General features: G+C 63.8%; 23 protein-coding genes and 1 pseudogene. 15 read left to right on the plus strand and 9 right to left on the minus strand.

Annotation, left to right across the window (positions count from 1 at the left end; translation table 11 throughout):
* The first annotated feature begins 365 nt into the window (after positions 1-365).
* From FJ934_RS23570 to FJ934_RS23590, 4 genes are all read left to right on the plus strand, one after another.
* Positions 366-1,334 (plus strand): GlxA family transcriptional regulator, encoded by a 969-nt coding sequence (locus tag FJ934_RS23570; RefSeq protein ID WP_140612837.1) that lies wholly within the window; start codon positions 366-368, stop codon positions 1,332-1,334.
* A gap of 309 nt (positions 1,335-1,643) precedes the next feature.
* Entirely contained in the window at positions 1,644-2,948 is a 1,305-nt protein-coding gene (locus FJ934_RS23580; RefSeq protein WP_140612838.1) for a Xaa-Pro peptidase family protein, read from the plus strand.
* A gap of 316 nt (positions 2,949-3,264) precedes the next feature.
* Complete coding sequence (locus FJ934_RS23585; protein ID WP_140612839.1) at positions 3,265-3,945, plus strand: isochorismatase family protein; 681 nt, start codon at positions 3,265-3,267, stop codon at positions 3,943-3,945.
* A gap of 23 nt (positions 3,946-3,968) precedes the next feature.
* The gene (locus tag FJ934_RS23590; RefSeq protein WP_140612840.1) at positions 3,969-4,919 is read left to right on the plus strand and encodes an alpha/beta hydrolase; all 951 of its coding nucleotides are present in this window, start codon (positions 3,969-3,971) and stop codon (positions 4,917-4,919) included.
* Positions 4,920-4,980: 61 nt separating this feature from the next.
* On the opposite strand, the gene dnaQ is transcribed toward FJ934_RS23590, so the two are convergent.
* The 5 genes from dnaQ to FJ934_RS23615 form a co-directional block, all read right to left on the minus strand.
* Positions 4,981-5,709 (minus strand): DNA polymerase III subunit epsilon, encoded by a 729-nt coding sequence (gene dnaQ / locus FJ934_RS23595; protein ID WP_140612841.1) that lies wholly within the window; start codon positions 5,707-5,709, stop codon positions 4,981-4,983.
* Between the two features lie 74 nt (positions 5,710-5,783).
* A complete protein-coding gene (coaE, locus tag FJ934_RS23600; RefSeq protein WP_140612842.1) occupies positions 5,784-6,389 on the minus strand; it encodes a dephospho-CoA kinase in 606 nt (201 codons plus the stop codon).
* A complete protein-coding gene (locus FJ934_RS23605) occupies positions 6,386-7,228 on the minus strand; it encodes a shikimate dehydrogenase (protein ID WP_140612843.1) in 843 nt (280 codons plus the stop codon). Before FJ934_RS23605 ends, coaE begins: the two co-directional genes overlap by 4 nt.
* The gene (locus FJ934_RS23610) at positions 7,221-7,820 is read right to left on the minus strand and encodes a Maf-like protein (RefSeq protein WP_140612844.1); all 600 of its coding nucleotides are present in this window, start codon (positions 7,818-7,820) and stop codon (positions 7,221-7,223) included. The genes FJ934_RS23605 and FJ934_RS23610 overlap by 8 nt, the downstream gene beginning before the upstream one ends.
* Positions 7,821-8,091: 271 nt before the next feature.
* Complete coding sequence (locus FJ934_RS23615) at positions 8,092-8,913, minus strand: pyruvate, water dikinase regulatory protein (protein WP_140612845.1); 822 nt, start codon at positions 8,911-8,913, stop codon at positions 8,092-8,094.
* 403 nt (positions 8,914-9,316) lie between these two features.
* On the opposite strand from FJ934_RS23615, the gene hemE reads away from it, so the two are divergent.
* The 4 genes and pseudogenes from hemE to FJ934_RS23635 all read left to right on the plus strand — a co-directional run bounded on the left by hemE (position 9,317) and on the right by FJ934_RS23635 (position 13,468).
* Positions 9,317-10,348 carry a uroporphyrinogen decarboxylase gene (gene hemE, locus FJ934_RS23620; protein ID WP_140612846.1) on the plus strand — a complete coding sequence of 344 codons (1,032 nt, stop codon included), beginning with the start codon at positions 9,317-9,319 and terminating at the stop codon, positions 10,346-10,348.
* Positions 10,348-10,893: a protoporphyrinogen oxidase HemJ gene (gene hemJ, locus FJ934_RS23625; RefSeq protein WP_140612847.1), complete on the plus strand. Its 546-nt coding sequence runs from the start codon at positions 10,348-10,350 to the stop codon at positions 10,891-10,893. The genes hemE and hemJ overlap by 1 nt, the downstream gene beginning before the upstream one ends.
* Positions 10,894-11,053: 160 nt before the next feature.
* The gene (rho, locus tag FJ934_RS23630; protein WP_140612848.1) at positions 11,054-12,319 is read left to right on the plus strand and encodes a transcription termination factor Rho; all 1,266 of its coding nucleotides are present in this window, start codon (positions 11,054-11,056) and stop codon (positions 12,317-12,319) included.
* Between the two features lie 217 nt (positions 12,320-12,536).
* A pseudogene (locus tag FJ934_RS23635) lies at positions 12,537-13,468 on the plus strand (EamA family transporter).
* Positions 13,469-13,500: 32 nt separating this feature from the next.
* Here FJ934_RS23635 and FJ934_RS23640 read toward each other — a convergent pair.
* The gene (locus FJ934_RS23640; RefSeq protein ID WP_140612849.1) at positions 13,501-15,519 is read right to left on the minus strand and encodes a thioredoxin domain-containing protein; all 2,019 of its coding nucleotides are present in this window, start codon (positions 15,517-15,519) and stop codon (positions 13,501-13,503) included.
* Between the two features lie 83 nt (positions 15,520-15,602).
* On the opposite strand from FJ934_RS23640, the gene mnmE reads away from it, so the two are divergent.
* The 5 genes from mnmE to FJ934_RS23665 all read left to right on the plus strand — a co-directional run bounded on the left by mnmE (position 15,603) and on the right by FJ934_RS23665 (position 21,440).
* Positions 15,603-16,934 carry a tRNA uridine-5-carboxymethylaminomethyl(34) synthesis GTPase MnmE gene (gene mnmE / locus FJ934_RS23645; protein ID WP_140612850.1) on the plus strand — a complete coding sequence of 444 codons (1,332 nt, stop codon included), beginning with the start codon at positions 15,603-15,605 and terminating at the stop codon, positions 16,932-16,934.
* 167 nt (positions 16,935-17,101) lie between these two features.
* Positions 17,102-18,973: a tRNA uridine-5-carboxymethylaminomethyl(34) synthesis enzyme MnmG gene (mnmG, locus tag FJ934_RS23650; RefSeq protein WP_140612851.1), complete on the plus strand. Its 1,872-nt coding sequence runs from the start codon at positions 17,102-17,104 to the stop codon at positions 18,971-18,973.
* Complete coding sequence (gene rsmG / locus FJ934_RS23655; protein ID WP_140612852.1) at positions 18,970-19,602, plus strand: 16S rRNA (guanine(527)-N(7))-methyltransferase RsmG; 633 nt, start codon at positions 18,970-18,972, stop codon at positions 19,600-19,602. Before mnmG ends, rsmG begins: the two co-directional genes overlap by 4 nt.
* Before the next feature lie 72 nt (positions 19,603-19,674).
* Positions 19,675-20,475 carry a ParA family protein gene (locus tag FJ934_RS23660; protein WP_140612853.1) on the plus strand — a complete coding sequence of 267 codons (801 nt, stop codon included), beginning with the start codon at positions 19,675-19,677 and terminating at the stop codon, positions 20,473-20,475.
* 77 nt (positions 20,476-20,552) lie between these two features.
* The gene (locus tag FJ934_RS23665; RefSeq protein WP_140612854.1) at positions 20,553-21,440 is read left to right on the plus strand and encodes a ParB/RepB/Spo0J family partition protein; all 888 of its coding nucleotides are present in this window, start codon (positions 20,553-20,555) and stop codon (positions 21,438-21,440) included.
* Between the two features lie 269 nt (positions 21,441-21,709).
* Here FJ934_RS23665 and holA read toward each other — a convergent pair whose 3' ends face one another.
* From holA to FJ934_RS28530, 3 genes are all read right to left on the minus strand, one after another.
* Positions 21,710-22,753, minus strand: coding sequence for a DNA polymerase III subunit delta (holA, locus tag FJ934_RS23675; RefSeq protein WP_140612855.1), 1,044 nt, complete (start codon positions 22,751-22,753; stop codon positions 21,710-21,712).
* A gap of 260 nt (positions 22,754-23,013) precedes the next feature.
* Entirely contained in the window at positions 23,014-23,181 is a 168-nt protein-coding gene (locus FJ934_RS28525) for a hypothetical protein (protein ID WP_246671611.1), read from the minus strand.
* Positions 23,151-23,405 (minus strand): GNAT family N-acetyltransferase, encoded by a 255-nt coding sequence (locus tag FJ934_RS28530; RefSeq protein ID WP_246671612.1) that lies wholly within the window; start codon positions 23,403-23,405, stop codon positions 23,151-23,153. The genes FJ934_RS28525 and FJ934_RS28530 overlap by 31 nt, the downstream gene beginning before the upstream one ends.
* 186 nt (positions 23,406-23,591) lie before the next feature.
* On the opposite strand from FJ934_RS28530, the gene FJ934_RS23685 reads away from it, so the two are divergent.
* Positions 23,592-24,737, plus strand: coding sequence for a MurR/RpiR family transcriptional regulator (locus tag FJ934_RS23685; protein WP_246671613.1), 1,146 nt, complete (start codon positions 23,592-23,594; stop codon positions 24,735-24,737).
* Positions 24,673-26,469, plus strand: a complete 1,797-nt coding sequence (locus FJ934_RS23690) for an NAD(P)/FAD-dependent oxidoreductase (protein ID WP_140612856.1) — start codon at positions 24,673-24,675, stop codon at positions 26,467-26,469. The genes FJ934_RS23685 and FJ934_RS23690 overlap by 65 nt, the downstream gene beginning before the upstream one ends.
* The last annotated feature ends 10 nt before the right edge of the window (positions 26,470-26,479 follow it).

Below are 26,479 nucleotides of genomic sequence, written 5' to 3' on the forward strand. Positions count from 1 at the left end.
TCTGGAAAAAAGAGCCCGAACGGTTCAGACTCGACCCGGTCCATCAAATGCCGGGACTAAACACCTAGGGTCTGCGCCGCGTCGCTGCGCTCCTTGCTTCGCCCTAGGATGACGAAGACAAAAACAGCCAAGCCAATCGCGGATGTTTTAAGTTTGGCGGTTGCATTTTGAAGACTTTGCAGATTGGCTGAAACAAACCTCACTTCGTCATCCTAGGGCGGAGCAGGAGCGGAGCTCCGTCGCGAAGACCCTAGGATCCATGCCGCGACATCAAAGCGTCTCGACTCTGAAGGCCACGCCGTCTCGAGCAGTTATGAGCCAAGTACCGTTGACCCCGGACGCCATTCGTCCGAATTGTGTCGTCCATGGCCACGCGCGACGCTTCAAAACCCACCGAGACCATCACCTTCGCGGTGCTGGTGTTTCCCGGCTTCCCGATGTTGGCGTTCAGCTCCGTCATCGAGCCGCTGCGCGCGGCCAACATTCTGGCGAAGAAGGAATGCTACCGCTGGATCATCGTCGGCGGCACGAAGGGTTCGGTCGAGGCCTCGAATGGCGTCGTCATCCAGCCGGGCTTTTATGCCGAGGATGCGCCGAAGGTCGACCGCGTGGTCGTCTGTTCGGGCGGCGATGCCGATCATCTCGTGGCCGAGGATGCGGCAAGCTGGATCCGCCGCAGCCTGCGCGGCGGCGCCCATATCGGCGCCGTTGCCGACGCGGCGTTCTTCCTCGCGCGCGCCGGCCTGCTCGACGGCCATGCCTGCACCTTGCACTGGACCAGCCAGGCCGCCTTCACCGAGGCCTTTCCCAACATCGAGCTCAGCCGCGATCTCTATGTCATCGACCGCAAGCGTTTCACTTCGGCCGGCGGTGTCGGCAGCCTCGACATGATGCTGGAGATCATCACCCGGGATTACGGCGCCGAGCTTGCCGCCGGCGTCGCCGAATGGTTCGTGCACAGCCAGCTGCGCTCCAGCGTCGACCGCAAGCTGATGCCGCTGCGGCTGCGCACCGGCGTTCGCAACGAGCTGGTGCTGTCGGCCATTGCGATCATGGAAGACGCCGTGGAGGAGCGGCTCGGCATGGCCGAACTGACCCAAAAACTCGGCGTTTCTTCTGACAAGCTCGAACGCTCCTTCCGTTCCGAACTCGCCATCTCGCCCAACGGTTACTATCGGCGGCTGCGGCTGAAGCGCGCCGCCGATCTTCTGGCGCATTCGACGCTCGCCGTGCGCGACGTGGCGCTGGCCTGCGGCTTTGCCTCGATGTCGAGCTTTGCCCGGGCATTTCGGGAAGAACATGGACATCCGCCGAAGCTGGCGAGGCGACATTAGGTGCCTTCGGATGCTGGCGGGACAGCGCGCCCCTCTGTCCTGCCGGACATCTCCCCCGCAAGGGGGGAGATTGGCCGTTACCTCCGCCTCCACCAACTCCGACCGTGAGGACATGAGCGCGGCTTCCGAAGCTGCCGATCTCCCCACCTGTGGGGGAGATGGCCGGCAGGTCAGAGGGGGGGCGCGTGAAGGATCTCGATGGAGCCGTTCGCCAGCGGCATCCCGCACAACACACGCGGTTTTTCGCACAATCCTTTCGTCGCTCCTGCGCCATGGTCTCGGCTAGCAACCCACCCAAGGCCAGGCACCATGAGCATCGTCGTTTTCGAACCGGACAGCACCGAGGACGTGGACTTCAAGGACCGCATGCGCCATCCGGCGGCGGCCGATCCTGCCGGCGGCATGTGGCTGTCCGACACCGAGCCGTCCTTCATCGATGCCGACGCGCTGCGCAAGGGCCGGCTTGCCAAGCTGCGCGGCTGGATGCGCGAGGCCGGCTATGGCGGCGTCGTGCTGTTCGACCCCTATAACCAGCGCTACGCCACCGGCTCGCGCAACATGTTCGGCTACTTCCTGCGCAACTCGACCCGTTATTTCTTCATCCCGACCGAAGGGCCGATCGTGCTGTTCGAGTATCCGCAGAGCTACCATGTCTCCATGGTGCTCGACACGATCGACGAGGCGCGTCCTTCCAAGCTCGTCTGGTCGTCGGTCTCGGGCCGCGACGACGAGACCGCCGGTCCGTTCGCCGACGAAATCGCCGAACTCCTGAAGAAGCATGGCGGCGGCTCGATGAAGCTCGGCCTCGACCGCTGCAGCCATCTGCAGGCGCTGGCGCTGGAAAAGCGCGGCTGCGAGGTCCGCGATTGTCAGGGCGAGATCCTGGCGGTGCGGGCGGTGAAGACGCCGGAGGAGGTGAAATGCCTGCAGGTGTCGATGGCCGGCGCCGAGGCGGCGGTGGCGGCGGTACGCGAGGCGATCAAACCCGGCGTTTCCGAAAATGACCTGTTCGCCATCATGTATGGCGAGGTGATCCGGCAGGGCGGCGAGTTCATCGAGACGCGGCTGCTGACCTCGGGCCAGCGCACCAATCCCTGGTTCAACGAGGCCAGCGGCCGCAAGATCCGGCCGGGCGAATTGCTGGCGCTCGATACCGACACGATCGGCTGCTACGGCTATTATTCCGACTTCTCCCGCACCTTCCGCTGCGGGCCGGGCAAGCCGAGCCCTTACCAGAAGTCGCTCTACCGCATGGCGCATGACCAGGTTCAGCACAACATCTCGATCGTCAAGCCGGGCATGGCCTTCCGCGAGATCGCCGAGAAGGCGTGGAAGATCCCGGACCGCTTCGTCGACCAGCGCTACACCTCGGTGATGCACGGCGTCGGCATGCATGGCGAGACGCCGTTCATCGCCCATGCCATGGACTACGAGACCTATGGCCGCGACGGCCATATCGTGCCAGGCATGGTGGTGAGCGTGGAAAGCTATATCGGCGAGAAGGGCGGCCGCGAGGGCGTCAAGCTGGAGGACGAAATCCTGATCACCGACACCGGCACCGAACTTCTGTCGCGCTTCCCCTATGAGGATGAGTTCCTGGAGAAACAGGTTTGATGCTGGGTCCGTCTCCGTTGGCAACCAGATGGAACGCCCCGCGCTTTCGTCATCCTAGGGCGAAGCAAGGAGCGCAGCGACGCGGCGCAGACCCTAGGATCCATGCCGTGACGCCAAAGCGATGCAACGGCTACGGAATTCTGCTCCGCTGCATTATTCGATCAACGTCACGGCATGGATCCCAGGGTCTCCGCGACGGAGTTGCGCTCCTGCTTCGCCCTGGGATGACGACATGGGGGGGGCGCCGGCCAATCGCAACGGCTTGCGCCAGATCGCTGGACAGGGCGACGCCGGCGTTGAGCCAAGGCTCCTCCGCATGAAAAGTCCCATCTCCATCAAGCGCGGTTCGGTGGCCGCCGTCTTCATCGACCTGCAGGAAGAGCACCGGCAGGACCGGCGCTACCTGGTCGAGGGCTTTGAAAAAATCCTCGCCAACGTCCGGCGACTGCAGGCGGCGGCACGCGAGAACCATGTGCCGCTCCATCACTGGGCCTATATCGTCGATCTCGACAAACAGGAGCGGCCGTTTCATCCGCTCGATGCCAACGGCAAATCGGCCTTTTCCGACAAGAGCGACCCGCTGACCGAGATCTGCCACGAGGTGGCACCGGCCAGTGGCGAGGCGTTGCTGATCAAGGCCGAGGCCAGCGCCTTCCGGTCCGGGCCAGCGGCCGATCAGCTCAAGGCTTCGGGCATCGAATGGCTGGTCATATCGGGCGTGTGGACCGAGGCCTGCATCGATGCCACCGTCAAGGATGCGGTGGCCAAGGGTTTTCGCGTGCTGCTGGTCAAGGATGCCTGCGGCAGCGGCAGCGCGGCCATGCACCAGACCGGCATCCTCAACCTTGCCAACCGGCTCTATGGCGGCGCGGTCACCGATACCGACGGCGCCTGCCGGCTGCTGGCCGGCGAGACGGTCACCGCCTGGCAGGTCGAAGGCTCGGTGCCGCTGCGCTTCAGCTTCGACAACGCGGCCGAGCTTTATGCCGAGCTCTGATGCGCCCGGCCGTGCAGACTGACATGACCAGCCGCGGCAAGTACGAGACCCGGCTAGACCCGGCCCTGTGGGCGTATATTGACAGCGTCAACGCCTGGTACCCGCAAGAGATCGTCGGCCTGCCTGTCGACAAGCAGCGCGCGGTCTATAACCGGATGTGCCGGGCCTTCCGCCAGGGGCGCCCGTTGGGGGTCAAGACCCGTGACGGCCTGATCGCCGCCGCCGATCATGGCATTCCCGTTCGGCGCTACCAACTCTCGGGCCAGGCCGCGCGAGCCCTGGTCGTCTACTATCATGGCGGTGGCTTCATCCTTGGCGGACTCGACAGCCATGACGACATCTGCGCCGAGATCTGCGCCGGCACCGGCTTCGACGTGCTGTCGGTCGACTATCGGCTGGCGCCGGAGCATGTCCACCCCGCTGCCTTCAACGATGCGCTGGCCGCCTTCGAATGGGCGGCCGGGACGGGCAGCCTGCCGATCGTGCTGTGCGGCGAGAGTGCCGGCGGCAATCTGACGGCGGCTGTTGCGCAGGCAACGCGCCGGCACGCCCGCGCAGCGATCGGCCAGGTGCTGATCTATCCCGGCCTCGGCGGCGACGAAAGCTCCGGCTCCTATATCGAGCATGCGGAGGCACCGCTGCTGTCGGTCGGCGATATCGCCTTTTACCGTGATGTCCGCTCCGTCAGGCGGCAATCGCCCGACGATCCGACCTTCTCGCCCTTGCGCGACACCAACTTTTCCGGCCTGCCGCCCACCGTGGTCATCACAGCCGAGTGCGATCCGCTGTCCTCGGATGGCGAGACCTATCGCGACCGTATCGTGGCCGCCGGCGGCAAGGCGTGGTGGCATGAGGAGAAGCGCCTGGTGCACAGTTTCCTGCGCGCCCGCACCACGGTGCCGGCCGCGGCCGAAGCTTTCGCGCGCATTATCGATGCGGTCGCGGCGCTGGGCCGGGGCGAATGGCCGTATTGAGGTTCGTCCTTGTTTCTTGACACAATTCCGGACGGAGGCCCGTCACTTCTCCCGGAATTGCTTACGACGCCGCCGCGGCACTTGCTTCGGATGAAGTGGCTTGCAGCCACAGTGCCTTTTCGCCGAGCGTGGCGACCATGGCGGCATGGGCGGCGCGATCGGCTTCGGTCAGGCGCGGCCGCAGCGGTGCCGGTCGTTCGGCGACAACGATCTCGATCTGGCGGACATTGTCGCCGCCCTGGGAAGGGCCGGCCACGCTGTCGAGGATGAGGGCGGCCTGCTTGCCGCCGATCAGCTCGATATAGACTTCGGCCAGCAGTTCGGAATCGAGCAGGGCGCCGTGCTTGGTGCGCTTCGTGTTGTCAATGCCGTAGCGCCGGCAGAGCGCGTCGAGCGAATTGGGGCCCATCGGGTGCTTGCGGCGCGCCAGAGCCAGCGTGTCGACGACAAGCCCATTGTCGACCGGCGGATGACCAAGCCGGGCGAACTCGACATTGAGGAAGCCGATATCGAAGGTGGCGTTGTGAGCGATCAGCTTGGCGCCTTCCGTGAACTTCAGCCACTCCTCGGCGATTTCGGCGAAGGTCGGCTTGCCGGCAAGATCCGCCGCGCTGATGCCGTGCACCGCCTGCGCCTCGGCGTGGATCGCGCGGCCCTGCGGGTTGATGTAGTGGTGGAAGGTCTTGCCTGTCGGGAAGCGATTGACCAGCTCGACGCCGCCAAGCTCGATCACGCGGTCATCGCGCGAATCAAGGCCGGTGGTTTCGGTGTCGAAGATGATCTCACGCATCGAATCAGTTGCTCCAAGGGGCAGAATCGCGAGACCGGAACAAAATGGCAATGGGCAATGCCGACAGCATGCCGTCAGGAGGGGGCATTGCCGGAGTTATCCCCGGAGAGTTCGGCAATGATGGCGGCGACGGCATCGCGGGCGGCATCCAGCCCCTGGCCAGTGTCGATGACGAAATCGGCCATGTCGCGTTTCTCCGCGTCCGGCACCTGCTTGGCCAGAATCGATGCCAGTTTTTCCTCCGTCATGCCCGGCCGCGCCAGCACGCGCTGACGCTGGATTTCGGCCGGCGCGGTGACGACCACGACCTTGTCGACGCGGTTGCGGCCACCGGTTTCGAACAGCAGCGGAATGTCGAGCACGGCGATCGATTCGCCGGCGTTACGATGCTTGGCCAGGAAGGTGTCGGCGTCGGCACGAACCAGCGGGTGGATGATGGCTTCAAGCCGCTTCAGCGCGGCGGCGTCGCCGAGCACACGGGCCGCCAGTTTCGCGCGGTCTACGCCTCCGGCGGATGTGGTTCCGGGGAAAGCGGCCTCGACCAAAGGCGCCGCCTTGCCGGCGTAGAGGCGATGCACGGTCTCGTCGGAGTCGTGAACCGGTACGCCCGCCTCGGCGAATATCCTGGCCGTCGTCGACTTGCCCATGCCGATCGAGCCGGTGAGACCGAGCACGATCATGCTTTCGGCACCAGATCGGCGACGATGATCGCGCGGAGCTCAGCCGTAACCTTTGGCCTCACCCCGAACCAGCGTTCGAAACCGGGCACGGCCTGGTTGAGCAGCATGCCGAGGCCGTCGACCGTCTTCAGCCCCCTGGCGCGGGCGGCAGCCAGCAGCGGCGTTTCAAGCGGCACATAGACGATATCGGTAACGATGGCGTGGTCCGGCAACAGGGCCGGATCGGCGGAGAGGCCTTCATTGCCGTGCATGCCGAGTGCCGTGGTGTTGACCAGCAGGCCGGCATCGGCAAGCAGCTCGTTGGTCGCAGCCATGCCGTGTGCCGAAATGCCGGTGTCGAAACGATCCCGTAGTTCCTGCGCCCGGGTAAGCGTGCGGTTGACGATGCGGATGTCGGCGATGCCGCGTTGCTTCAGCGCCTGGATGATGGCGCGCGACGCGCCGCCAGCGCCGAGCACGACCGCGGGTCCGTTGCTCGCCCAGCCCGGTGCGTAGTCGTCAAGATTGGCGGCAAAGCCGTGACCATCGGTGTTGCCGCCCCACAAGACGCCGTCCTCGAACCAAAGCGTGTTGACAGCGCCGATCTCTTCCGCCGCCTGGTCGTGGCGCTCGGCCAGCGCGAAGGCTGCCTCCTTGTGCGGAATGGTGACATTGCCGCCACGAAAGCCGGCCAGCCGCAAGGTCGCGACGAATTCGGCGAAGTCCTGCGGCGCGACGTCGATGGCCTCGTAACTGCCGTCGATGCCATGGGCGGCCAGCCAGTAACCATGGATCTTCGGCGAGCGCGAATGCTTGACCGGATGGCCGGTGACGAAGGCCTTCTTGGTCGCTTCAGCCATCGATCGCTCCCAGCGTGCGCAGTTCCGCCAGCAGCGGCAAAAGCGGCAGGCCGACAATGGTGAAATGGTCGCCCTCGATCTTTTCGAAGAGCTGGATGCCTTCACCCTCGACCTGGTAGGCGCCGACGCTGGCCAGCGCCTTGGCGCCGACACGGGCGAGATGGCGGCCGATGAAAGCGGGGTCGAGCTTGCGCATGGTCATCGAGGCGATGCCGACATGCCGCCACCGCACCTTGCCGTCACGCACCAGCACGGCGGCGCTGTTGAGCAGGTGGGTCTTGCCCGACAACGCCAGGAGATGGCGGCGCGCGCCTTCCATGTCGGCCGGCTTGTGGAACACCTCGTCGCCGAGCGACAGCGTCTGGTCGCAGCCGAGCACCAGAGCGCCGGGCCTGCGCTCGCTGACTTCGGTGGCCTTGGCCTCGGCGAGGATGAGGGCGACATCCTCCGGCGAAACGTCGCTGTCCTGCAAGGGCGCCTCGAGCGCCCGCTCGTCGACATCGGCGGGAACCGCTTCGACGTCGACGCCGGCGTTGAGAAGCATCGCCTTGCGGAACGGACTGCCTGAGGCAAGGATGATTTTTTCGGTCATTTTTCAACACAGGCGCGGACACAGGCGCGGTTGGAGTACGGGGCTTATTCAGTGAAGCCGGCGCCGCCCCTCATTGTCCTGCCGGACATTTCTCCCCGTATAGGGACGGGGAGAAAGGAGCGGTTTCAGCGCATGCGCTCTTTCCGGCCACGTTGACGATTGGCGAAACCATCAATGACAGCGCCCCTCTCCCCGTCCCTATACGGGGAGAGGATGCCGGCAGGCAGGTGAGGGGCAGAGCCGACTTCCGCAAAACCAACTCTTCGCTCATCTATCTGTTCTTCCCCCGCAGGGCAACGATCGCCGCCGCCGTTTCCTCGATCGAGCGGCGGCTGACGTCGATCATCGGCCAGCCGTGCCTGGTGCAGATCTGGCGGGCATAGGCGAGCTCCTCGTTGATGGCGGCGCGGTCGACGTAATCTGTCGGTACGTAAGAACTGCTGTTGCCGAGGATGCGGTTCTGCCGAACATGCGAGATGCGCTCGGCGGTGGCGATCAGCCCGACGACCAGCGGCGCCTTGGCGTTGACCAGGCTCTCGGGCACTGGCACGCCGAGCACGATCGGGATGTTGGCGGTCTTGATGCCGCGATTGGCGAGATAGATACTGGTCGGTGTCTTGGAGGTGCGCGAAATGCCGATCAGCACGATGTCGGCATCGTCCATATTGGCCGGCAGCTGGCCGTCATCATGCTCCATGGTGAAATTGAGGGCATCGATGCGGCGGAAATATTCGGCGTCGAGAACATGCTGGGCGCCGACGCGGCGGCCCGCCGGCGTGCCGAGATAGGACTGGAAGACGGTAAGCACCGGCTCCAGCACCGAGACACAGGGCAGACCCATGGCCGCGCAACGTTCGTCTATGCCGCGCGCCAGCTTCTGGTCGACGACCGTATAGAGAATGATGCCCGGCTCCTCCTCGATGTCCTCGAACACCTTGGCCACCTGTTTTTCGGTGCGGATGAGCGGGTAGATGTGCTCGATGGCGCGCGCATCCTTGTATTGCGCGGAAGCCGCGCGGCCGGCTGCGAGCAGCGTTTCGCCGGTCGCGTCGGAAATCAGGTGCAGGTGAAAGAAGCTCTGGGGTTTGTTCACAGGGATCACCTGGGGCTGTGGGCGGATGTGGATAAGGTCGGACAACGAGCCGGGCTCGTCGGAGGCGACTGTATCAGATGCCAGTTTGTCCACAATTCGATGTGCTGTCGGCTTCGTCGGGCGGCTGGGGACAAATCCGGGGAGGATGTCCTTTGCCTTTCGTCCGTCCACAGGGCCGGCTTTTCCAGTGGCGGCGTAACACTTTGACTCCGATGATGGATTCGTGATCTTCCCCAGAACCCTGCATTCGGGAGAAAGAAGCGCGCGACAATATGCTTGCTGGCTTTTTGCTTGATGAAGCGGGACAGGTGACAACCACCACAACCAACAGACTCTTAGAATCAGAAGAATCTTAGATATAAGAATATTTGATTAGAAAGAGGCTTGGAGAAGCGAGCGCTCGATGCCCCAGAACCGGATCATGCTGGATGTCCTGAAGGGCAAGGCTCATTTTCCTCCTCCGCTCTGGATGATGCGCCAGGCCGGGCGCTATCTGCCGGAGTATCGTGACACGCGCCGACGTGCCGGCTCATTCCTTGACCTCTGTTACGATCCCGACCTTGCCGTCGAAGTGACGCTGCAGCCGATCGAGCGCTTCGGCTTCGACGCCTCGATCCTGTTCTCCGACATCCTTGTCGTCCCGCACGCGCTTGGCCGCGATGTTCGCTTCGAAGAGGGGCGGGGCCCGCTGCTGACGCCGATCTCCGCCGCCGAGGTTGCGGCTCTGGAGAGCAGCATGTTTCACGTGAATCTCGAACCAGTCTACGAGACGGTTCGTCGGCTGCGGGCGAAACTGCCCGACGAGACGACCCTGATCGGCTTCTGCGGCGCGCCATGGACGGTGGCGACCTATATGATTGCCGGCCACGGTACGTCGGACCAGGCGCCGGCGCGGCTGTTCGCCTATCGCGAACCGGTCGCCTTTCAACAACTGCTGAAGGTACTCGCCGATCATTCGGCGGCCTACCTGATCCGTCAGATCGAAGCCGGCGCCGACGTGGTGCAGATTTTCGATTCCTGGTCCGGCGTGCTCGACGATGCCTCTTTTGAACGGTTCTGCGTTCAGCCGGTGGCCGAGATCGTCCGGCAGGTCAGGGTTGCCCATCCCGATGTGCCGATCATCGGCTTTCCCAAGGGCGCCGGTGCGCGCTACCAGACCTATCGGGAGAAGACCGGGGTAACCGGCCTGGGGATCGATTGGACGGTGCCGCTGGAGACGGCGAAGGACTTGCAGCGCTTGGGTGCCGTCCAGGGCAATCTCGATCCGTTGCGGCTGGTGGCCGGCGGCCAGGCGCTCGCCTATGGCGTCGAGGCGATCCTGAAGATGTTGGGCGAAGGCCCGCTGATCTTCAATCTCGGCCATGGCATCACGCCGGAGACCCCGGTCGCGCATGTCGAGGCGATGGTGAAACAGGTGAGGAGCGCGACACGCTGATGGCTCGGTCGGACAGCACCGGAAACACGAACAGCACCGGTCAGGCAATGATGCGCATGGTCGTCGGTATCGCGGCGCTTGTTGTCCTCACCGCACTGTTGTTTTTCGTCGCGCCTGAGAGTTTCTATCCCTGGGCAAAGGCGATCCATATCCTTGCCGTCATTTCGTGGATGGCCGGCATGCTCTATCTGCCGCGCTTGCTGGTCTATCATGCCGATGCCGAAAAGGGCTCGGTGCAATCGGAGACCTTCAAGGTGATGGAGCGGCGCCTGCTGCGCGGCATCATCAGTCCGGCAATGATCGTCACCTGGATGTTCGGCCTCTGGCTCGCCTGGAAAGGTTTTGGTTTCCAGGGCGGCTGGCTGCACGCCAAGATCGCCGCGGTGCTCCTGTTGTCTGCGGTTCACGGCTATCTCGCCGGCGCGGTGCGCAAATTCGCCGAGGATCGCAATGAAAAGCCGGCGCGGCACTGGCGGATCGTCAACGAGATCCCCACATTGTTGATGGTGGCAATTGTGATCCTGGTTGTCGTGAAGCCTTTCTGAGGCCTGTCAGGTCCGTAAAACGCGGCTTGCTCTTTCACCAGACCGACGATAAAAGACGGGTCTTCCTTCCCGTCATGCGCCGCCCCTCATTGTTTTCGGCCGCGCCCGGCATTTGTCGCATCCCGCCGATATTTTCCCAAAGCTCACCCAGAGTCCGTCTATGCAAGAAATGAAACTTACCGAGTTCAAGAACAAGAAACCGCCAGAGCTGATCGCCTATGCCGAATCGCTCGAGGTCGAGAACGCCAGCGTGATGCGCAAGCAGGAGCTGATGTTCGCGATCCTGAAGAAGCTGGCGGCACAGGACGTCGAGATCATCGGCGAAGGTGTGGTCGAGGTGCTGCAGGATGGTTTCGGTTTCCTGCGCTCCGCCAATGCCAACTATTTGCCAGGTCCCGACGATATCTACATCTCGCCGTCGCAGATCCGCCGCTTTTCGCTGAAGACCGGCGATACGGTCGAAGGGCCGATCCGCAGCCCGAAAGAGGGCGAGCGCTATTTCGCGCTGCTCAAGGTCAACACGATCAATTTCGACGATCCCGAAAAGATCCGCCACAAGATCCATTTCGACAATCTGACGCCGCTCTATCCGACCTCGCGGCTGAAGATGGAAGTCGAGAACCCGGCCACCAAGGACATATCGTCTCGTGTGATCGATCTGGTGGCGCCGATCGGCAAAGGGCAGCGTGCCTTGATCAACGCACAGCCGCGCACCGGCAAGACGGTGCTCCTGCAGAACATCGCGCACTCCATCACCGCCAACCATCCGGAGTGTTATCTGATCGTGCTTCTGATCGATGAGCGCCCGGAAGAGGTGACCGACATGCAGCGCTCGGTCAAGGGCGAAGTCATCTCCTCGACCTTCGACGAGCCGGCGGTGCGCCACGTGCAGGTCGCCGAAATGGTCATCGAGAAGGCCAAGCGCCTGGTCGAACATGGCCGCGACGTCGTCATCCTGCTCGATTCCATCACCCGCCTCGGCCGCGCCTACAACACCGTCGTGCCGTCCTCCGGCAAGGTGCTGACCGGCGGCGTCGACGCCAACGCGTTGCAGCGGCCGAAGCGTTTCTTCGGCGCGGCGCGCAACATCGAGGAAGGCGGTTCGCTGACCATCATCGCCACGGCGCTGATCGACACCGGCAGCCGTATGGACGAAGTCATTTTCGAGGAGTTCAAGGGCACCGGCAACTGCGAAATCCAGCTGGATCGCAAGGTGGCCGACAAGCGCATCTATCCGGCGATAGACATCCTCAAGTCCGGTACCCGCAAGGAAGACCTTCTGGTCGCGCGTTCGGATCTGCAGAAGATATTCGTGCTGCGCCGCATCCTGGCGCCGATGGGCACCACCGATGCGATCGAGTTCCTGATCGACAAGCTGAAGCAGACCAAGACCAATGCCGACTTCTTCGATTCGATGAACACGTAACGGGCTATCGGGAATTTCCCGGACCGCGCATCAGGCCCCATTCCGGCCAACCGGGATGGGGCTTTTTGTTGCCTCCAGATGGGTCGCATTCCGGATACCGCGTGGCTGTATGCGGCGGCGGACGGTGCCAGCCTTATGCGATGGTCCGCGTCTTGTTGAGGCATGATCCTGCCCGAGCCGGTTTGCTGTTTTGACCACATACGCGGTTGGAAGTGACGTGAAGAAGACCATCCCAACGCTTGTCGGCTTTTCAGCCATCCTGACCTGGTCGTTTCTGGCGCTGCTTTCCACGGCCGCGGGGCCGATACCGCCCTTTCAGCTGGCGGCGATGACGTTCTTTCTCGGTGCGCTTGTCGGAATGGGCAGCTGGACCTTCGGTCCAGGCGCGGTCCGTTCGCTGCGGCAGCCCTGGAAGGTCTGGGCGACAGGGGTTGCGGGATTGTGCATCTATCACTGCGCCTATTTCTTCGCGATCCAGTCGGCGCCGCCCGTCGAGGTCAGCCTGATCGCCTATCTCTGGCCCTTGCTGATCGTCGTCTTCGCCGCCTTCCTGCCGGGTGAGAGGCTCAAGGCTCACCACCTTGTCGGCGTCGTCCTTGGCCTTGCCGGGGCGATCGTGGTGATCACCAAGGGTGGCACCATCGGTTTGGCCAATGGTGTGATGAAGGGCCATGGCATCGCTCTGTTCTGCGCCTTCGTCTGGGCCGGCTATTCCGTCCTGTCGCGGCGCTTCGGCCAGGTGCCGACCGATGTCGTGGCCGGCTACTGCTTCATCACCGCCGTGGTTGCGCTGGTGTTGCATCTGACGCTGGAAATCACGGTCTGGCCGAAACGACGATGCAGTGGGCCGCGATCCTTGTTCTCGGCACGATCCCGCTCGGAGCCGGCTTCTACGCCTGGGACCATGGCTGCAAGCACGGGGACATAATGATCCTGGGTGCCTTGTCTTATGCCGCGCCGCTGTTTTCGGTGATCGTGCTGTAGTTGGCCGGGTTTGGCGTGTTCCACTGGTCCGTGGCGCTTGCCTGCGCGCTGATCATGGTCGGCGCGGTGATCGCGGCCAGGGATCTGCTGTTCAAGCCGCGGCCGGATGCAAAATCGGTCAGGACATTGCCTTCGGCTGTACAGGCGGAAGCGGACGCCGCCTGACGGAAAATCGCCTCACACATTTCCCGAGTTGCCTATTGGCGGCGCAGAAGAGGCTCGAGCTCTTGCGGGTCGCTTACAGCGGGAAGGCAAAGCTGGCCCGTACAAAGCCAGGCGCCCGCCCTGTTGGTCGGTGGGAAAATGCCGCCGGGCAGCAAGGGTCGATTCGCTTCCGAACCAATCGCCGCAATGATGTCGACGCGACGCGGGTCAGGACGTCGATTCGCAACCGTAACGAGCGTTGGATCCTCCAGCCTGTCCACCACGACCAACTTCAACGGCTCGATCGCGAGCGCACACGCATTGATGATGCCCGCCTGACCATAGGCCTGCTGCGCCGCCCGGCCGGCGGCGTGCTCGGCGATCTTCCACGCTCTCTCCTGCAGTTCGAGATCGCCGGTAACGGAAGCCAGCCGGACCAGCGCTTCGATGATCTGGCTGGTGGCTGACGGAATGGCCTCGTCGACATCGCCCCTGATGCGGATCGGCACGTCCGTGCTGTCGGAAGCGGTCAGGTAGTGGCCGGTGCCCTCGGCATCGACGTGCCAGCGGTCGAGCTGCTCGATGAACCGGCTGGCCTGATCGACATAGCGCCAATTGCCTGACGCCTCGAACAGCGAGATCGCCGCATTGGTCATGGCGGCATAGTCGCTGGACAAAGCAGGAAACAGCTTTCTGACGCCAAGCATGGAGTGCGGCAGGCGGCCGTCGCGGCTGGCGGCGCTGATATGGGCAAAGGCCTTGGCCGCCGCATCGATCCAGTCGGGTCGCGCCAGCGATCGGCCGGCCTCGGCGAGTGCCGCGATCATCAGGCCGTTCCAGTCGGTCAGGGCTTTCGCGTCGAGGCCTGGCCGGACCCGACCTTCGCGAGCGGCGAGGAGTTTTGTCTTGAGCGGTATCAGCCGTTCGCGATCGGCCACGCTTTGGGTTTGCTGGGCGCGGGTTTGATGGACAACCGGCTTGCCTTCCCAACCGTGCGGGCTGGACAGCATGAAGTATTTGAAAAACAAAGCTGAATCGTCGCCGAGGACGGCTTCGATCTCCTCCCTGATCCAAGTGTAGAAAAGGCCTTCCTCGCCATCGCTGTCGGCGTCCAGGCTGGCGGCAAAGGCACCGCCGTCGACGCGCATTTCGCGCAGCAGCCACTCCACGGTCTCTTCGATTCGCGTCCGGAACAAGTCGTTGCCGCTCGCCGCGTATGCCCAATTGCAGAAGCGGATGAGCTGGGCATTGTCGTAGAGCATCTTTTCGAAATGCGGCACCAGCCATTCCGCGTCGGTCGAGTAACGGCTGAGCCCGCCGCCGATGTGATCATAGATGCCGCCGCCCAGCATCTGTTCCAGGCTGATGAGCACGTCGTCGCGATGCGCAGCATTGCCGTCGCGCAGCCAGGACAGCCACAGCGTGAGCATGAACGGCGCATTCGGGAATTTGGGCGCGCCGCGCAGGCCGCCAAGGTCACGGTCGATCATGCCGGAGATGCGGCCGGCAAGGTCGGACAATGTATCGCGATCGAGAAGCGCCTTGGCATGAGCCGCCGAGAGCCGCGCCTCGACATGGGTGGTCAGGCCGTCGGCGCTCTGGTTCAGGCTGGCCCTTTTCTCGCGCCAGGCCCTGTCCACGGCCTCCATCACCTGGATGAAGCCCGGGCGGCCAAAGCGCGGCTCCCTGGGAAAATAGGTGCCGCCCCAGAACGGCTTGCCGTCTGGCGTCAGGAACATGGTCAGCGGCCAACCGCCCTGCTCGCCCATGGAGGAGAGCGCGGCCATGTAGATCTGATCGATGTCGGGCCGCTCCTCGCGGTCCACCTTGATATTGACGAACAGACGGTTCATGACGGCGGCAACGTCGTGGTTCTCGAAGCTTTCATGGGCCATGACATGGCACCAGTGGCAGGCGGCGTAGCCGACGGAGAGCAGGATAGGCCTGTCCAGCGCTTTTGCCTCCTCAAGCGAAGCCGGCGACCAGGCCCGCCAATGCACCGGATTGCCGCTGTGTTGCTGCAAATAGGGGCTGGCTTCGTCGGCAAGCAGGTTTTGCGCGGGCAATGTCACAATGGCAACTCGGTAACGATGGCAGTTCGGCGGCAACTTGGTTAGCTGTGGCGGAAGCTAGGGCGGTTCAACAGGACGGGCAAATGATTTCAGCCGATTCGATCGTTGCGCTGTCGAGTGGCCGGCTTCCAGCCGGCGTCGCCGTCATCCGCATTTCCGGCCCGCAGACTCGATTCGTGGTCGAAACGATCGTCGGCGGCATGGTTAAGGACCGGGTGGCGCTCTTGCGCACGTTCAGGGCACCGGATGGAACGGTGCTGGACAGCGGGTTGGTCATCTTCTTCCCAGGCCCGGCCAGCTTCACCGGTGAGGATGTCGCCGAATTTCATGTCCATGGCGGGCGCGCGGTGGTGGCCAGGATGCTGGAGACGGTCACCGGTTTTGCGGGCGTCAGGCATGCCGAAGCTGGCGAATTCACGCGCCGCGCCTTTCTCAATGGCAAGGTCGATCTGGTCGAGACCGAGGCGCTGGCGGATCTAGTCAACGCCGAGACCGAAGCGCAGCGGCGCTTTGCCCTCCGGAATGCCGAGGGGGTCCAGAGTGAGCTCTATCTTGGCTGGCGTCGCAGGCTTGTCCATGCACGCGCCATGATCGAGGCCGAGATCGACTTTGCCGATGAAGACGACGTGCCCGGTGCCGTTTCGGAGACGGTCTGGCCCGACGTCGGAATGATGATCGGCGAGATCGCCCGCCACATCGCCGGTTTCCGCACCGCCGAGATCATCCGCGACGGCTTCGAGGTTGTGATCCTCGGCGCGCCGAACGCCGGCAAGTCGAGTCTGTTCAACGCCTTGGCGCAAAGGGATGCAGCTATTGTAACGGATGAGCCTGGCACGACGCGGGATCTGCTCGAGGTGGCGCTGGATCTCGGGGGGTTGCGCATCCGATTGACGGACACAGCGGGATTGCGTGAGGCGGCAGGCAAGGTCGAAGCGATCGGTATCGAGAAAGCGCGAGCCAAGGCCGATCTCGCCGATCTCGTGTTGCTGTTGGAGGACGTGGCGAAACCCGGCGATGTCGGTTCTCTGCCCGGTTCGGTACCGGTGCTGCGGGTCGGGACCAAGCTCGATCTGCTCGACGAGCAGGCGGCAGTGGCAGCGCGCCGTCATTATGATCTTGTCATTTCGATCCTGAATGGGGCGGGCGTGGACGCGCTGCTCGCGGAGATCGGTCAGCGCGCGGCGGAGGCGGCCGGCAACCTTGGTGATATCTTGCCGTCACGTCTGCGCCACGTCGAATTGCTTGGCGAAGCGAACCGCCATCTGCTTCGGGCGACCGACGGCCGTGCCATAGGCCAGGAACTGCGTGCGGAGGAATTGCGGCTGGCGGCGGATCGGCTCGGCCGAATTGTCGGCGCCATTGATGTCGAGGACATGCTGGATGTGATCTTCGCGCAGTTCTGCATTGGGAAATGACTCACGTGAAACACGCACCGAGCGCGAAGACGCTTAAGGATTCACGTGAAACGGCGTTGCCGGACCCTGCCGCTCTGTTTCACGTGAAACTTGCCGCGAAGTTTTCTTGACAGCTTCGCCCCGCGGGGACATGTGTCCTCTATCTCTTTCGAGTCCAGGATTTGGAAATGACCGATCACTATGATGTGGTTGTGGTGGGCGGCGGCCATGCGGGTTGCGAGGCTGCAAGCGCCGCCGCGCGCGCCGGCGCCAGGACCGCGCTGGTGACGTTGCGCTTCGACACGATCGGCGTGATGTCGTGCAACCCGGCTATCGGCGGGCTTGGCAAAGGGCATCTGGTGCGCGAGATCGACGCCATGGACGGCCTGATGGGCCGTGTGGCGGATGCTGCGGGCATCCAGTTCCGCCTGCTCAACCGACGCAAGGGCCCAGCGGTACGCGGCCCGCGCACGCAAGCCGACAGGAAGCTCTATCGCTTGGCGATGCAGGAAGCGATTCGGCAGCAGAACGATCTCGACGTAGTCGATGCCGAGGTGCTGGACTTCGAAATCGTGGACGGGCGGATCTCAGCCGTCCTGCTGGCCGATGGCCGCAGGCTTGCTTGCAGCGCGGTGGTGCTCACGACCGGAACTTTCCTGCGCGGCCTCATTCATATCGGCGAGAAGAAGATTGTCGCCGGCCGCATGAACGAGCAGGCGAGCCTTGGCCTGTCGGCGACGATGTCCCGCGCCGGGTTTCAACTCGGCCGCTTGAAGACTGGTACGCCGCCGCGGCTGGACGGGCGGACCATCGACTGGGCGTCGCTCGAAAGCCAGGCGGCCGACGAGGATCCGGTGCCGTTCTCGCTGATGACCGATCATATCTCGACGCCGCAGATCGAGTGCGGCATCACGCGCACGACTGCAGCCACTCATGAGCTGATCCGTGTCAATCTTGGCCGCTCCGCCATGTATTCCGGCTCGATCGAAGGCGTCGGGCCACGTTACTGCCCGTCGATCGAGGACAAGATCGTCAAGTTCGGCGACCGGGATGGGCATCAGATCTTTCTCGAGCCGGAAGGCTTGGACGACCACACTGTCTATCCGAACGGGATCTCGACCTCGCTGCCCGAAGATGTCCAGCTCGATATTCTGAAGACCATTCCGGGTCTGGAGCGGGCTGTGATGCTGCAGCCCGGCTATGCGATCGAATATGATCATGTCGATCCGCGCGAGCTTGATCAGACACTCGAGACCAAGCGCGTCGCCGGGCTCTTCCTCGCCGGGCAGATCAACGGCACGACCGGTTATGAGGAGGCGGCCGGACAGGGCTTGCTGGCCGGCATCAACGCGGCGCGCCGGGCGTCGGGCGGCGAGCAGGTCGTGCTCAGCCGCACCGAGGCCTATATCGGTGTGATGGTCGACGACCTGACCAGTCGCGGCATCAGCGAACCGTACCGGATGTTCACCTCGCGCGCCGAATTCCGGCTGTCGCTGCGCGCGGACAATGCGGACGAGCGGTTGACGCCGCTGGCGGAGAAGCTGGGGATCGCTTCCGCGCGACGCATGCAGCGTTATGGCAATGTCATGCGGCGACTCGACGAAGCACGAGAACTGGCTACCGCGCTGACGATGACGCCCAATGAGGCGGCGCGGCACGGACTGGAGATCAATCGCGATGGCGTTCGCCGGTCGGGCTATGAGCTGCTGGCCTATCCTGGCGTCGACGTTGCCTGGCTGGCGATGATTGAACCGCGCTTTGCGGCAATTGATGCCAAGACGGCGGAGCGCCTTGAAACGGAGGCGAAATATTCTGTTTACCTCGACCGTCAGAAGACCGACGTCGCACAGATCCGGCATGAGGAGAGCCGGCTGATCCCGGAAAGCGTCGATTTTGCCGGCGTGCCTGGCCTGTCCAATGAGTTGAAGCAGAAGATGCAGGCGCGGCGGCCGCGCTCCATCGCTGACGCCCAGCGCATGGAGGGCATGACACCTGCTGCATTGGCGATCATTGTCGCGCATGTCCGCCACCATGAGAGCGCCCAGAGGGATGTTGCGTGAGCTCTGTCTCCTGGAAGAGCCTGCAGGACGCGGCCGGCCCCGTTTCACGTGAAACATTCGATCGCCTGACGGCGTTCGAGCGGATGTTCCAGAAATGGAACCGCAGCATCAATCTGGTGGCGCAGTCGACCTCGGGCGATGTCTGGCACCGCCACATCCTCGACAGCGCACAGCTTGGACGCATAGAGCCCAATGCCACGCGCTGGGTCGACATCGGTTCGGGCGGCGGATTTCCGGGCCTGGTCATGGCCTTCCTGCTCGCCGAGCGCGATGGGGCCAGCATCGATCTGGTGGAAAGCAACCGTAAGAAGGCGTCGTTCCTGCAGACCGTCATCGGCCAGTTCAACCTGCCGGCACGGGTCGTGGCGCGGCGCATCGAAGACAGCCATGCACTTGTTTCGACGCCGCAAATCGTCACGGCGCGGGCTCTGGCCTCGCTCTCGGTGTTGCTGGACCTGTCGGCGCCTTGGCTGACGTCAGGCGCGCGCGGGCTATTCCACAAAGGCCGGGATTATCGCGTGGAAGTGCAAGAAAGCGTTAACCGATGGTCCTTCGATCTGGTAGAACATCCCAGTGTGACCGACCCCCAAGGCGTCATCCTTGCACTGTCTGACCTGCGACCTGTCTGACCTGCGACCTGTCTGATCTTCGCCTTGTCGGGCTATTTTGGCGACCCAAAAATGAATTTCTGGCATAAACCCATGATGAAGAATGGCCCTCGAATCATCACCGTAGCCAACCAGAAGGGCGGCGTCGGCAAGACGACCACCGCCATCAATCTGGCCACGGCGCTCGCGGCCATCGGCGAAAAAGTGCTGATCGTCGATCTCGATCCGCAAGGCAACGCCAGCACCGGTCTCGGCATCGACCGCAAGGACCGCACGGTGTCGTCCTATGACGTGCTGACGGGCGAGCTGGATCTCGAAGCCGCGGCGGTTCCGACCGCCGTGCCGGGCCTGTCGATCGTGCCGTCGACGCTCGATCTGCTCGGCATCGAAATGGAAATCGCCTCGGCGCCGGACCGGGTGCTGCGGCTGCGCAACGCCTTGCGCGCCGCCGCCGGGCGTTCCGCCAATTTCGGCTATGTGCTGATCGACTGCCCGCCCTCGCTCAATCTGCTCACGCTCAATTCGATGGCGGCCGCCGATTCGGTGCTGGTGCCGCTGCAATGCGAGTTCTTCGCGCTTGAAGGCCTCAGCCAGCTGCTGGAAACGGTCGAGCAGGTGCGCCGCTCGATCAATCCGGAGCTCACCATCCAGGGCATCGTGCTGACCATGTATGACGGCCGCAACAATCTGGCCAACCAAGTAGTGCAGGACGTGCGGGAGCACATGGGCGACAAGGTCTACGAGACCATCATTCCGCGCAATGTGCGGGTGTCCGAGGCGCCGTCCTATGGCAAGCCGGCGATTCTGTACGATCTGAAGTGCTCGGGCAGCCAAGCCTACCTGCAATTGGCGTCGGAAGTCATCCGCCGCGAGCGCAAATTGCGCGCCGCTTGATGAGTTCCTGTGCATAATCAACAGCGATTCGATACCGAAACGATCTGAAGACCAACGATCTGAAGCCTGGAATAAAGATGAGCGAAGACCTTTCGAGAAAAAGACTGGGGCGGGGACTGGCAGCGCTGATCGGCGAGATCGATCGCCCGGCGGCGCCGGAAAAGCCCGGAATGAGCGCCGATGGCAAGGTGCCGATCGAGTTTCTCAGTCCCAACCCGAAGAATCCACGCCGGCATTTTGGTGACGCCGAACTTACCGATCTCGCCCAGTCGATCCGCGAACATGGCGTCGTGCAGCCGGTCGTGGCGCGGCCATCGCCGACACAGGCCGGCCGCTACGAGATCATCGCCGGCGAGCGCCGCTGGCGGGCGGCGCAGCGCGCCGGGCTGACCGAAATCCCGGTCATCATTCGCGATGTCAATGACCGCACCGCGCTCGAGCTGGCGATCATAGAGAACGTCCAGCGTGCCGACCTCAACGCGGTCGAGGAAGCGCAGGGCTACCAGCAGCTGATCGACGATCATGGCTATACGCAGGCCGATCTCGGCCAGGTGATCGGCAAGAGCCGCAGCCACGTTGCCAACACGCTGCGGCTGCTGAAATTGCCTGACGTGATCCGCGACATGCTGGTCGACGGCGCGCTGTCGGCTGGCCATGCCCGCACGCTGGTGACGGCGGAGGATCCGGCCGGCCTCGCCAAGCGCATCGTCGAGGAGGGGCTTTCCGTGCGCCAGGCCGAGGCGCTGGCGCAGATGCCGGCCGGCAGCGCCGCGAAAGAAGCTCGGCCCGCGGCCACGCCGGAACAGAAAGACGCGGATACGCTGGCGCTCGAAAAGCTGCTGACCGACACGCTCGGCATGATCGTGACCGTCGACCACAAGGGCAAAGGCGGCGGCCTGCTTCGGGTCGCCTATCGCAGCCTTGAGCAACTGGACGAGGTTTGCCGCAGGTTGAAGCGAGACTGATAGCCGGCGAACTTTGCGAATCGCTTGGCTCTTTTTTCGCTATCGGTTGTTTTCATGCCCGTACTTGCCGAACGTTGGCGCTGCCCCTCACCTGCCTGCCGGCATCCTCTCCCCGCATAGAGACGGGGAGAGGGAGGCCTTCGCCGATGTTTTCGCCAATCGTCTGCGTTTCGGAACAAGCGCCAAGGCTGCAACTGCCCTTTCTCCCCGTCGCTATACGGGGAGAAATGCCCGGCAGGGCAATGAGTTGGCTATCCGCCCACAGCTAACTACCGCTGTGCCAGCCTCGCGCTCTCAACCGCTATCCCCAGCAGAGCCTGTCTTGCCAGTGCAACGGAGAGGTCTGGTCTGCGCCGTGTCTGCAGCACCGCCGTCTGCAGCCGGGTCAGCGCGCGGCCAAGCGCTTCGCTGCTCCAGCGTTCCAGCGCCTTCTCCACCAGCTTGCGTCGCGAGAAGAAAACCGGCGGGCGCGCGCCGGCAACGACCGAGGCCGCGTTGCGGCCGCTCGATTCCATCTGGCCGCGCATGACCTGGATCTGCTGCAATTGCCGCATGGCGGAGGACAGAACGAGAAAAGGCGGGCCGCCGGACTGGCAGTGGCGGGTGAAAGCGGTGTCGAAGTCGCCGATCTTGCCTTCGAGAAGCGCATCCACGGCGTCGTCGAACGAGGCGCCGGACACGTCGCCGGACATCGCCTTGACCTCCTCCAGACCGATCTCCTTCTGCCCGTGAGCGTAGAGGACGAGCTTCTCGATCTCGCCACGCGAAGCCAGCCGGTCACCGCCGAGATTGCGGCGCAGCGCCTGTCTTGCCTCCAGCGTCATCGACATGCCGGCCTTGCGCAGCTCGTCGTCGATGACCGCGTCGATGTCGCGGGCCTCGTCGGCGTAGCAGGGCAGCGCCATGGCATTGTCGGCGCCTTCGACCACGGCGCGCAGGCCAACGCCCTTCTTGAGATCGCCGGCCTCGATCAGGATGATGGCGTCCCGCGCGGGCTCCGCTGTCAACGCCTTGACGTCGTCGGCCAGCGCCTTCTGCCCGGTGGCGTTGCGCACCCACAGCAGCCGCCGGTCGGAAAACATCGGCACGGTGCGGGCTTCGTCGAGCAGCCGGCCCTCGTCGCGGTCGACCTCGGAGCCCTCAAGCCGGACCACGGAGAACGGATCATCCAGCGGCAGCCCGGTCTTTTCGGCAAAGGCCTTCGCCCGCTCGGAAACGAGCCCCCGATCAGGACCATAGAGCAGGACGATCGAGGTGCGCGGATCGGGCCGCGACAGCCAGGAATCGACCTCGAAAGCTTTCTTCTGTGCCATGAAGGGTGGTTAGCATGACTGGAGCTAGTGGTGGTAGCTCGAGATTTGGCGGGGGTGCCTCCTCGCCCTCTTCGCTCCTTGGGGTGGCCTGACGACAGGCTAAAGCGCGTAGCGTCGAAACGGATTCATGCGACGCGCCTTAGGTCTTTGCTTTCACGGCATGTCGTTCTCCCAAAACCGAGGCCACTTTTGGGCGACATGCATAGGGACGACGTCGAGGCGGATTTTGCCGGATCGGATCACCGGCGTTTAGCCGCGTCCTACTTCAGCCTTGGCTGATTCGGTGCCACAGGGGGCGCGCAGACGCCCTTGTCCTCGACGACCGTGAAGCCGAGCCTGACATAGAGCTGCCGCGCCGGATTGTTCTTTTCGACATGGATCGAGGCTGATTTGCCGGCTAACCATGCCTCCTTGACCAGGTCGCGCAACAGGGCGAACCATAGCCGTTGCGGCGGTATGCCGGCAGGAAAGCGATGTCGATGATGCGATGCTGGCTCGGCCAGCGTTCGATATAGAGACGCCCTATATTCTGCCCGACGCGGTTCACCACCAGCCACTCTGCCTCGGGATAGTGCCTGATATAGTGGGCGCGCTGCGCCTGGAACTGCATGTCGAGGAAGGCAGCCTTCTGCGCCTCGCTCCAATCCGTCACGGCGAGTTCTTCGACGCGGGTCGAGGCGTAGAGCCGCGACAGAAACGGTATGTCGGCCTCCTCGGCCGGGCGAAAATTCAGCCCGGCCTGCCCGGAGCACCGGTTGCACCCAAGGCCAGGCGCATGGAACGACAGCGTGCAAACATGGTAAGAGGTGAGGTCGAAAAGACAGGGAAGACCGACTTGATGACCGAAGCTGACAGCCAGGAAGTGAGCAGCGATCTGGAAGGGCGCGACCTCAGGCGCATCCCTGACATCATCTCGCTGGTCAAGGATTCCTATGCCGAGCTGCGCCCGGCCGAGCGCCGCGTCGCCGATGTCGTGTTGGACGACGTCAAATACGCCGTCGACGCCTCCAATGCGGCCCTTGCCCAGCGCGCCGGGGTCAGCGAACCGACGGTCACCCGGTTCTGCCGCGCCATCGGCTGCGAGGGCGTGCGCGATTTCAAGCTGAAGCTGGCGCAGAGCCTTGTCGTCGGCGCGCTTTATCTGGCCAAGCCGCCGGCGACCAGCGGCGACAACGGCATGCCGTTCTGGAACGCCGTGTTCGGCGAAGCACGCCGGGCCCTGCAGGAGGCCGAGCGCCAACTCGACCCGGCGCAGCTGCAAAAAGCCGCCGAACTCATTGCCAAGGCGCGCCAGGTTACCGTCTTCGGCCTCGGCGGCAGTTCCTCGGCGCTGGCGCAGGAAACGCAATACCGGCTGTTTCGCTACGGCATATCGATCAGCGCTCAATGCGACCCCTATCTGATGCGCATGACCGCCTCGACGCTGAAACCCGGCGATCTGGTGATCGCCATTTCGGCGACCGGGCGCACGCGCGAGGTGATCGAGGCCGTCGAACTCGCCAAGCACTACCGCGCCAACGCCATCGCCGTGACCGCGCCCGACACCGAGCTTGCGCGTGCCTGCGATGTCAGGCTGACGGTTGCCGTGCCCGAATATCCCGACACGCTGAAGCCGACCGCATCGCGCTTCGCCTTCTTGGCGATGATCGACCTCTTGGCGGTGGCCTCGGCTTATAAGCTCGACGGCCCGGCGCGAGACGGTGCGCCGCATCAAGTACAACGCCCAGATCCACCGCACCGGCAAGGAGATGGAGCCGCTGGGGGATTGACGGCCAGTTTATGCCGCGTCAGCGCTGCCCCTCACTCTTACCCTCTCCCCGTTCTCACGGGGAGAAGGTGCCGGCAGGCGGATGAGGGGCAGCGCCGGGTTCGACAATTTACCGCCCCTGCATGGGGCGCATTGGAGGAAGAGGGAAGACATGCTCGAAATGGCACCAACGAAACAGGCCGCCGCATGGCTCGGCTCCTTTGCGCAGACGCTTGACGCCGGCGACGTGGCGGCGGCCGGCAATCTGTTCGTCGACGATTGCTACTGGCGCGATCTTCTGACCTTCACCTGGAATGTGAAGACCATGGAAGGCCGCGAGGCCATCGGCGATATGCTCAAGGCGACGCTGGCGACGACGAAGCCCACCGCATGGCAGCTCAGCGGCGAGGCGACCTCGGACGAAGGCACGATCGAAGCCTGGTTCACATTCGAGACCGCGGTCGCCTCGGGACAAGGCATCATGCGCCTTCGCGACGGGCGCTGCCGGACATTGTTCACCGCCATGACGGATCTGAAAGGCTTCGAGGAGCGCAAGGGCGCGGCGCGGCCGCTGGGCGTGCGTCACAAGGCCGACCCTGAGCGCGAGACCTGGTCGGAGGCGCGGGCGCGCGAGACGCGCGAACTCGGCGCCTCCGAGCAGCCCTATTGCCTGGTCATCGGCGGCGGCCAGGGCGGCATCATGCTCGGCGCGCGTCTCAGGCAGCTCGGCGTGCCGACCATCGTCATCGAGAAGAACGCGAAGCCAGGCGATTCCTGGCGCAACCGCTACCGCACGCTCGTGCTGCACGATCCGGTCTGGTACGACCATCTGCCCTACATTCCGTTTCCCGATAACTGGCCCGTCTTCACGCCCAAGGACAAGATGGGCGACTGGCTGGAAATGTACACGCGCGTCATGGAGCTCAATTACTGGGCCGCCACCAAGTGTCTCAGCGCGAGCTATGACGGGGCGGAGAAGGTCTGGACGGTAGTGGTCGATCGCGTCGGCAGGCAGGTCACGCTGAAGCCGAAGCACATCGTCTTCGCCACCGGCGCCTACGGGCCGCCGCGAAAGATCGACCTGGCCGGCGCGGACCAGTTCAAGGGCGAGTTGCTGCATTCCAGCCAGTATTCGAGCGGCGAGAAATTCCGTGGCAGGAAGGTCGCGGTCATCGGCGCGGCAAGCTCCGGGCATGACGTCTGCGTCGACCTCTGGGAAAGCGGCGCCGAGGCCACCATGATCCAGCGCTCGCCGACCACCGTGGTCAAGTCGGACACGCTTATGGAAGTAGGCTTCGAAATCTTCTCGGAAGACGCGCTGGCGCGCGGCATCACCACCGAGAAGGCCGACATGATCGTCGCCTCGACGCCGTTCGCGCTGGTACCCCAGGAGCAACGCGCGCTCTACGATGTCATCCGGGCGCGCGACGCAGGCTTCTACGAGCGCCTCAGCGCTTCCGGCTTCGCCATCGATTTCGGCGACGACGAGACCGGCCTGCTGATGAAGGCCTACCGCACCGGCTCCGGCTACTACATCGACGTCGGAGCCTCGGATCTGATCATCGACGGCAAGATCGGCATCCGCAGCGGCGTGGCGATCAAGTCGCTGACGCCGAAGGGCATCCTGTTCGAGGACGGCACCGAACTCGAGGCTGACGCCATAATCGCTTGCACCGGCTACCAGTCGATGAACGAGAACGTGGCCGCGCTCGTCTCGCGCGAGGTAGCCGACAAGGTCGGTCCCTGCTGGGGCCTTGGCTCCGGCGTCAAGGGCGACCCCGGCCCGTGGCAAGGCGAATTGCGCAACATGTGGAAGCCGACGGCACAGGAAGCGCTATGGTTCCATGGCGGTAACCTGGCGCTGTCGCGCTTCTATTCGAAATATGTGGCGCTGCAGATCAAGGCGCGCATGGAAGGCATCGCCACGCCGGTTTATGGGCCGCCGAGCAATTCCTCACGCCGGAATTGAAAGAAGCTGG

It is taken from the genome of Mesorhizobium sp. B2-4-12, assembly GCF_006441575.1.
Taxonomy (GTDB): domain Bacteria; phylum Pseudomonadota; class Alphaproteobacteria; order Rhizobiales; family Rhizobiaceae; genus Mesorhizobium.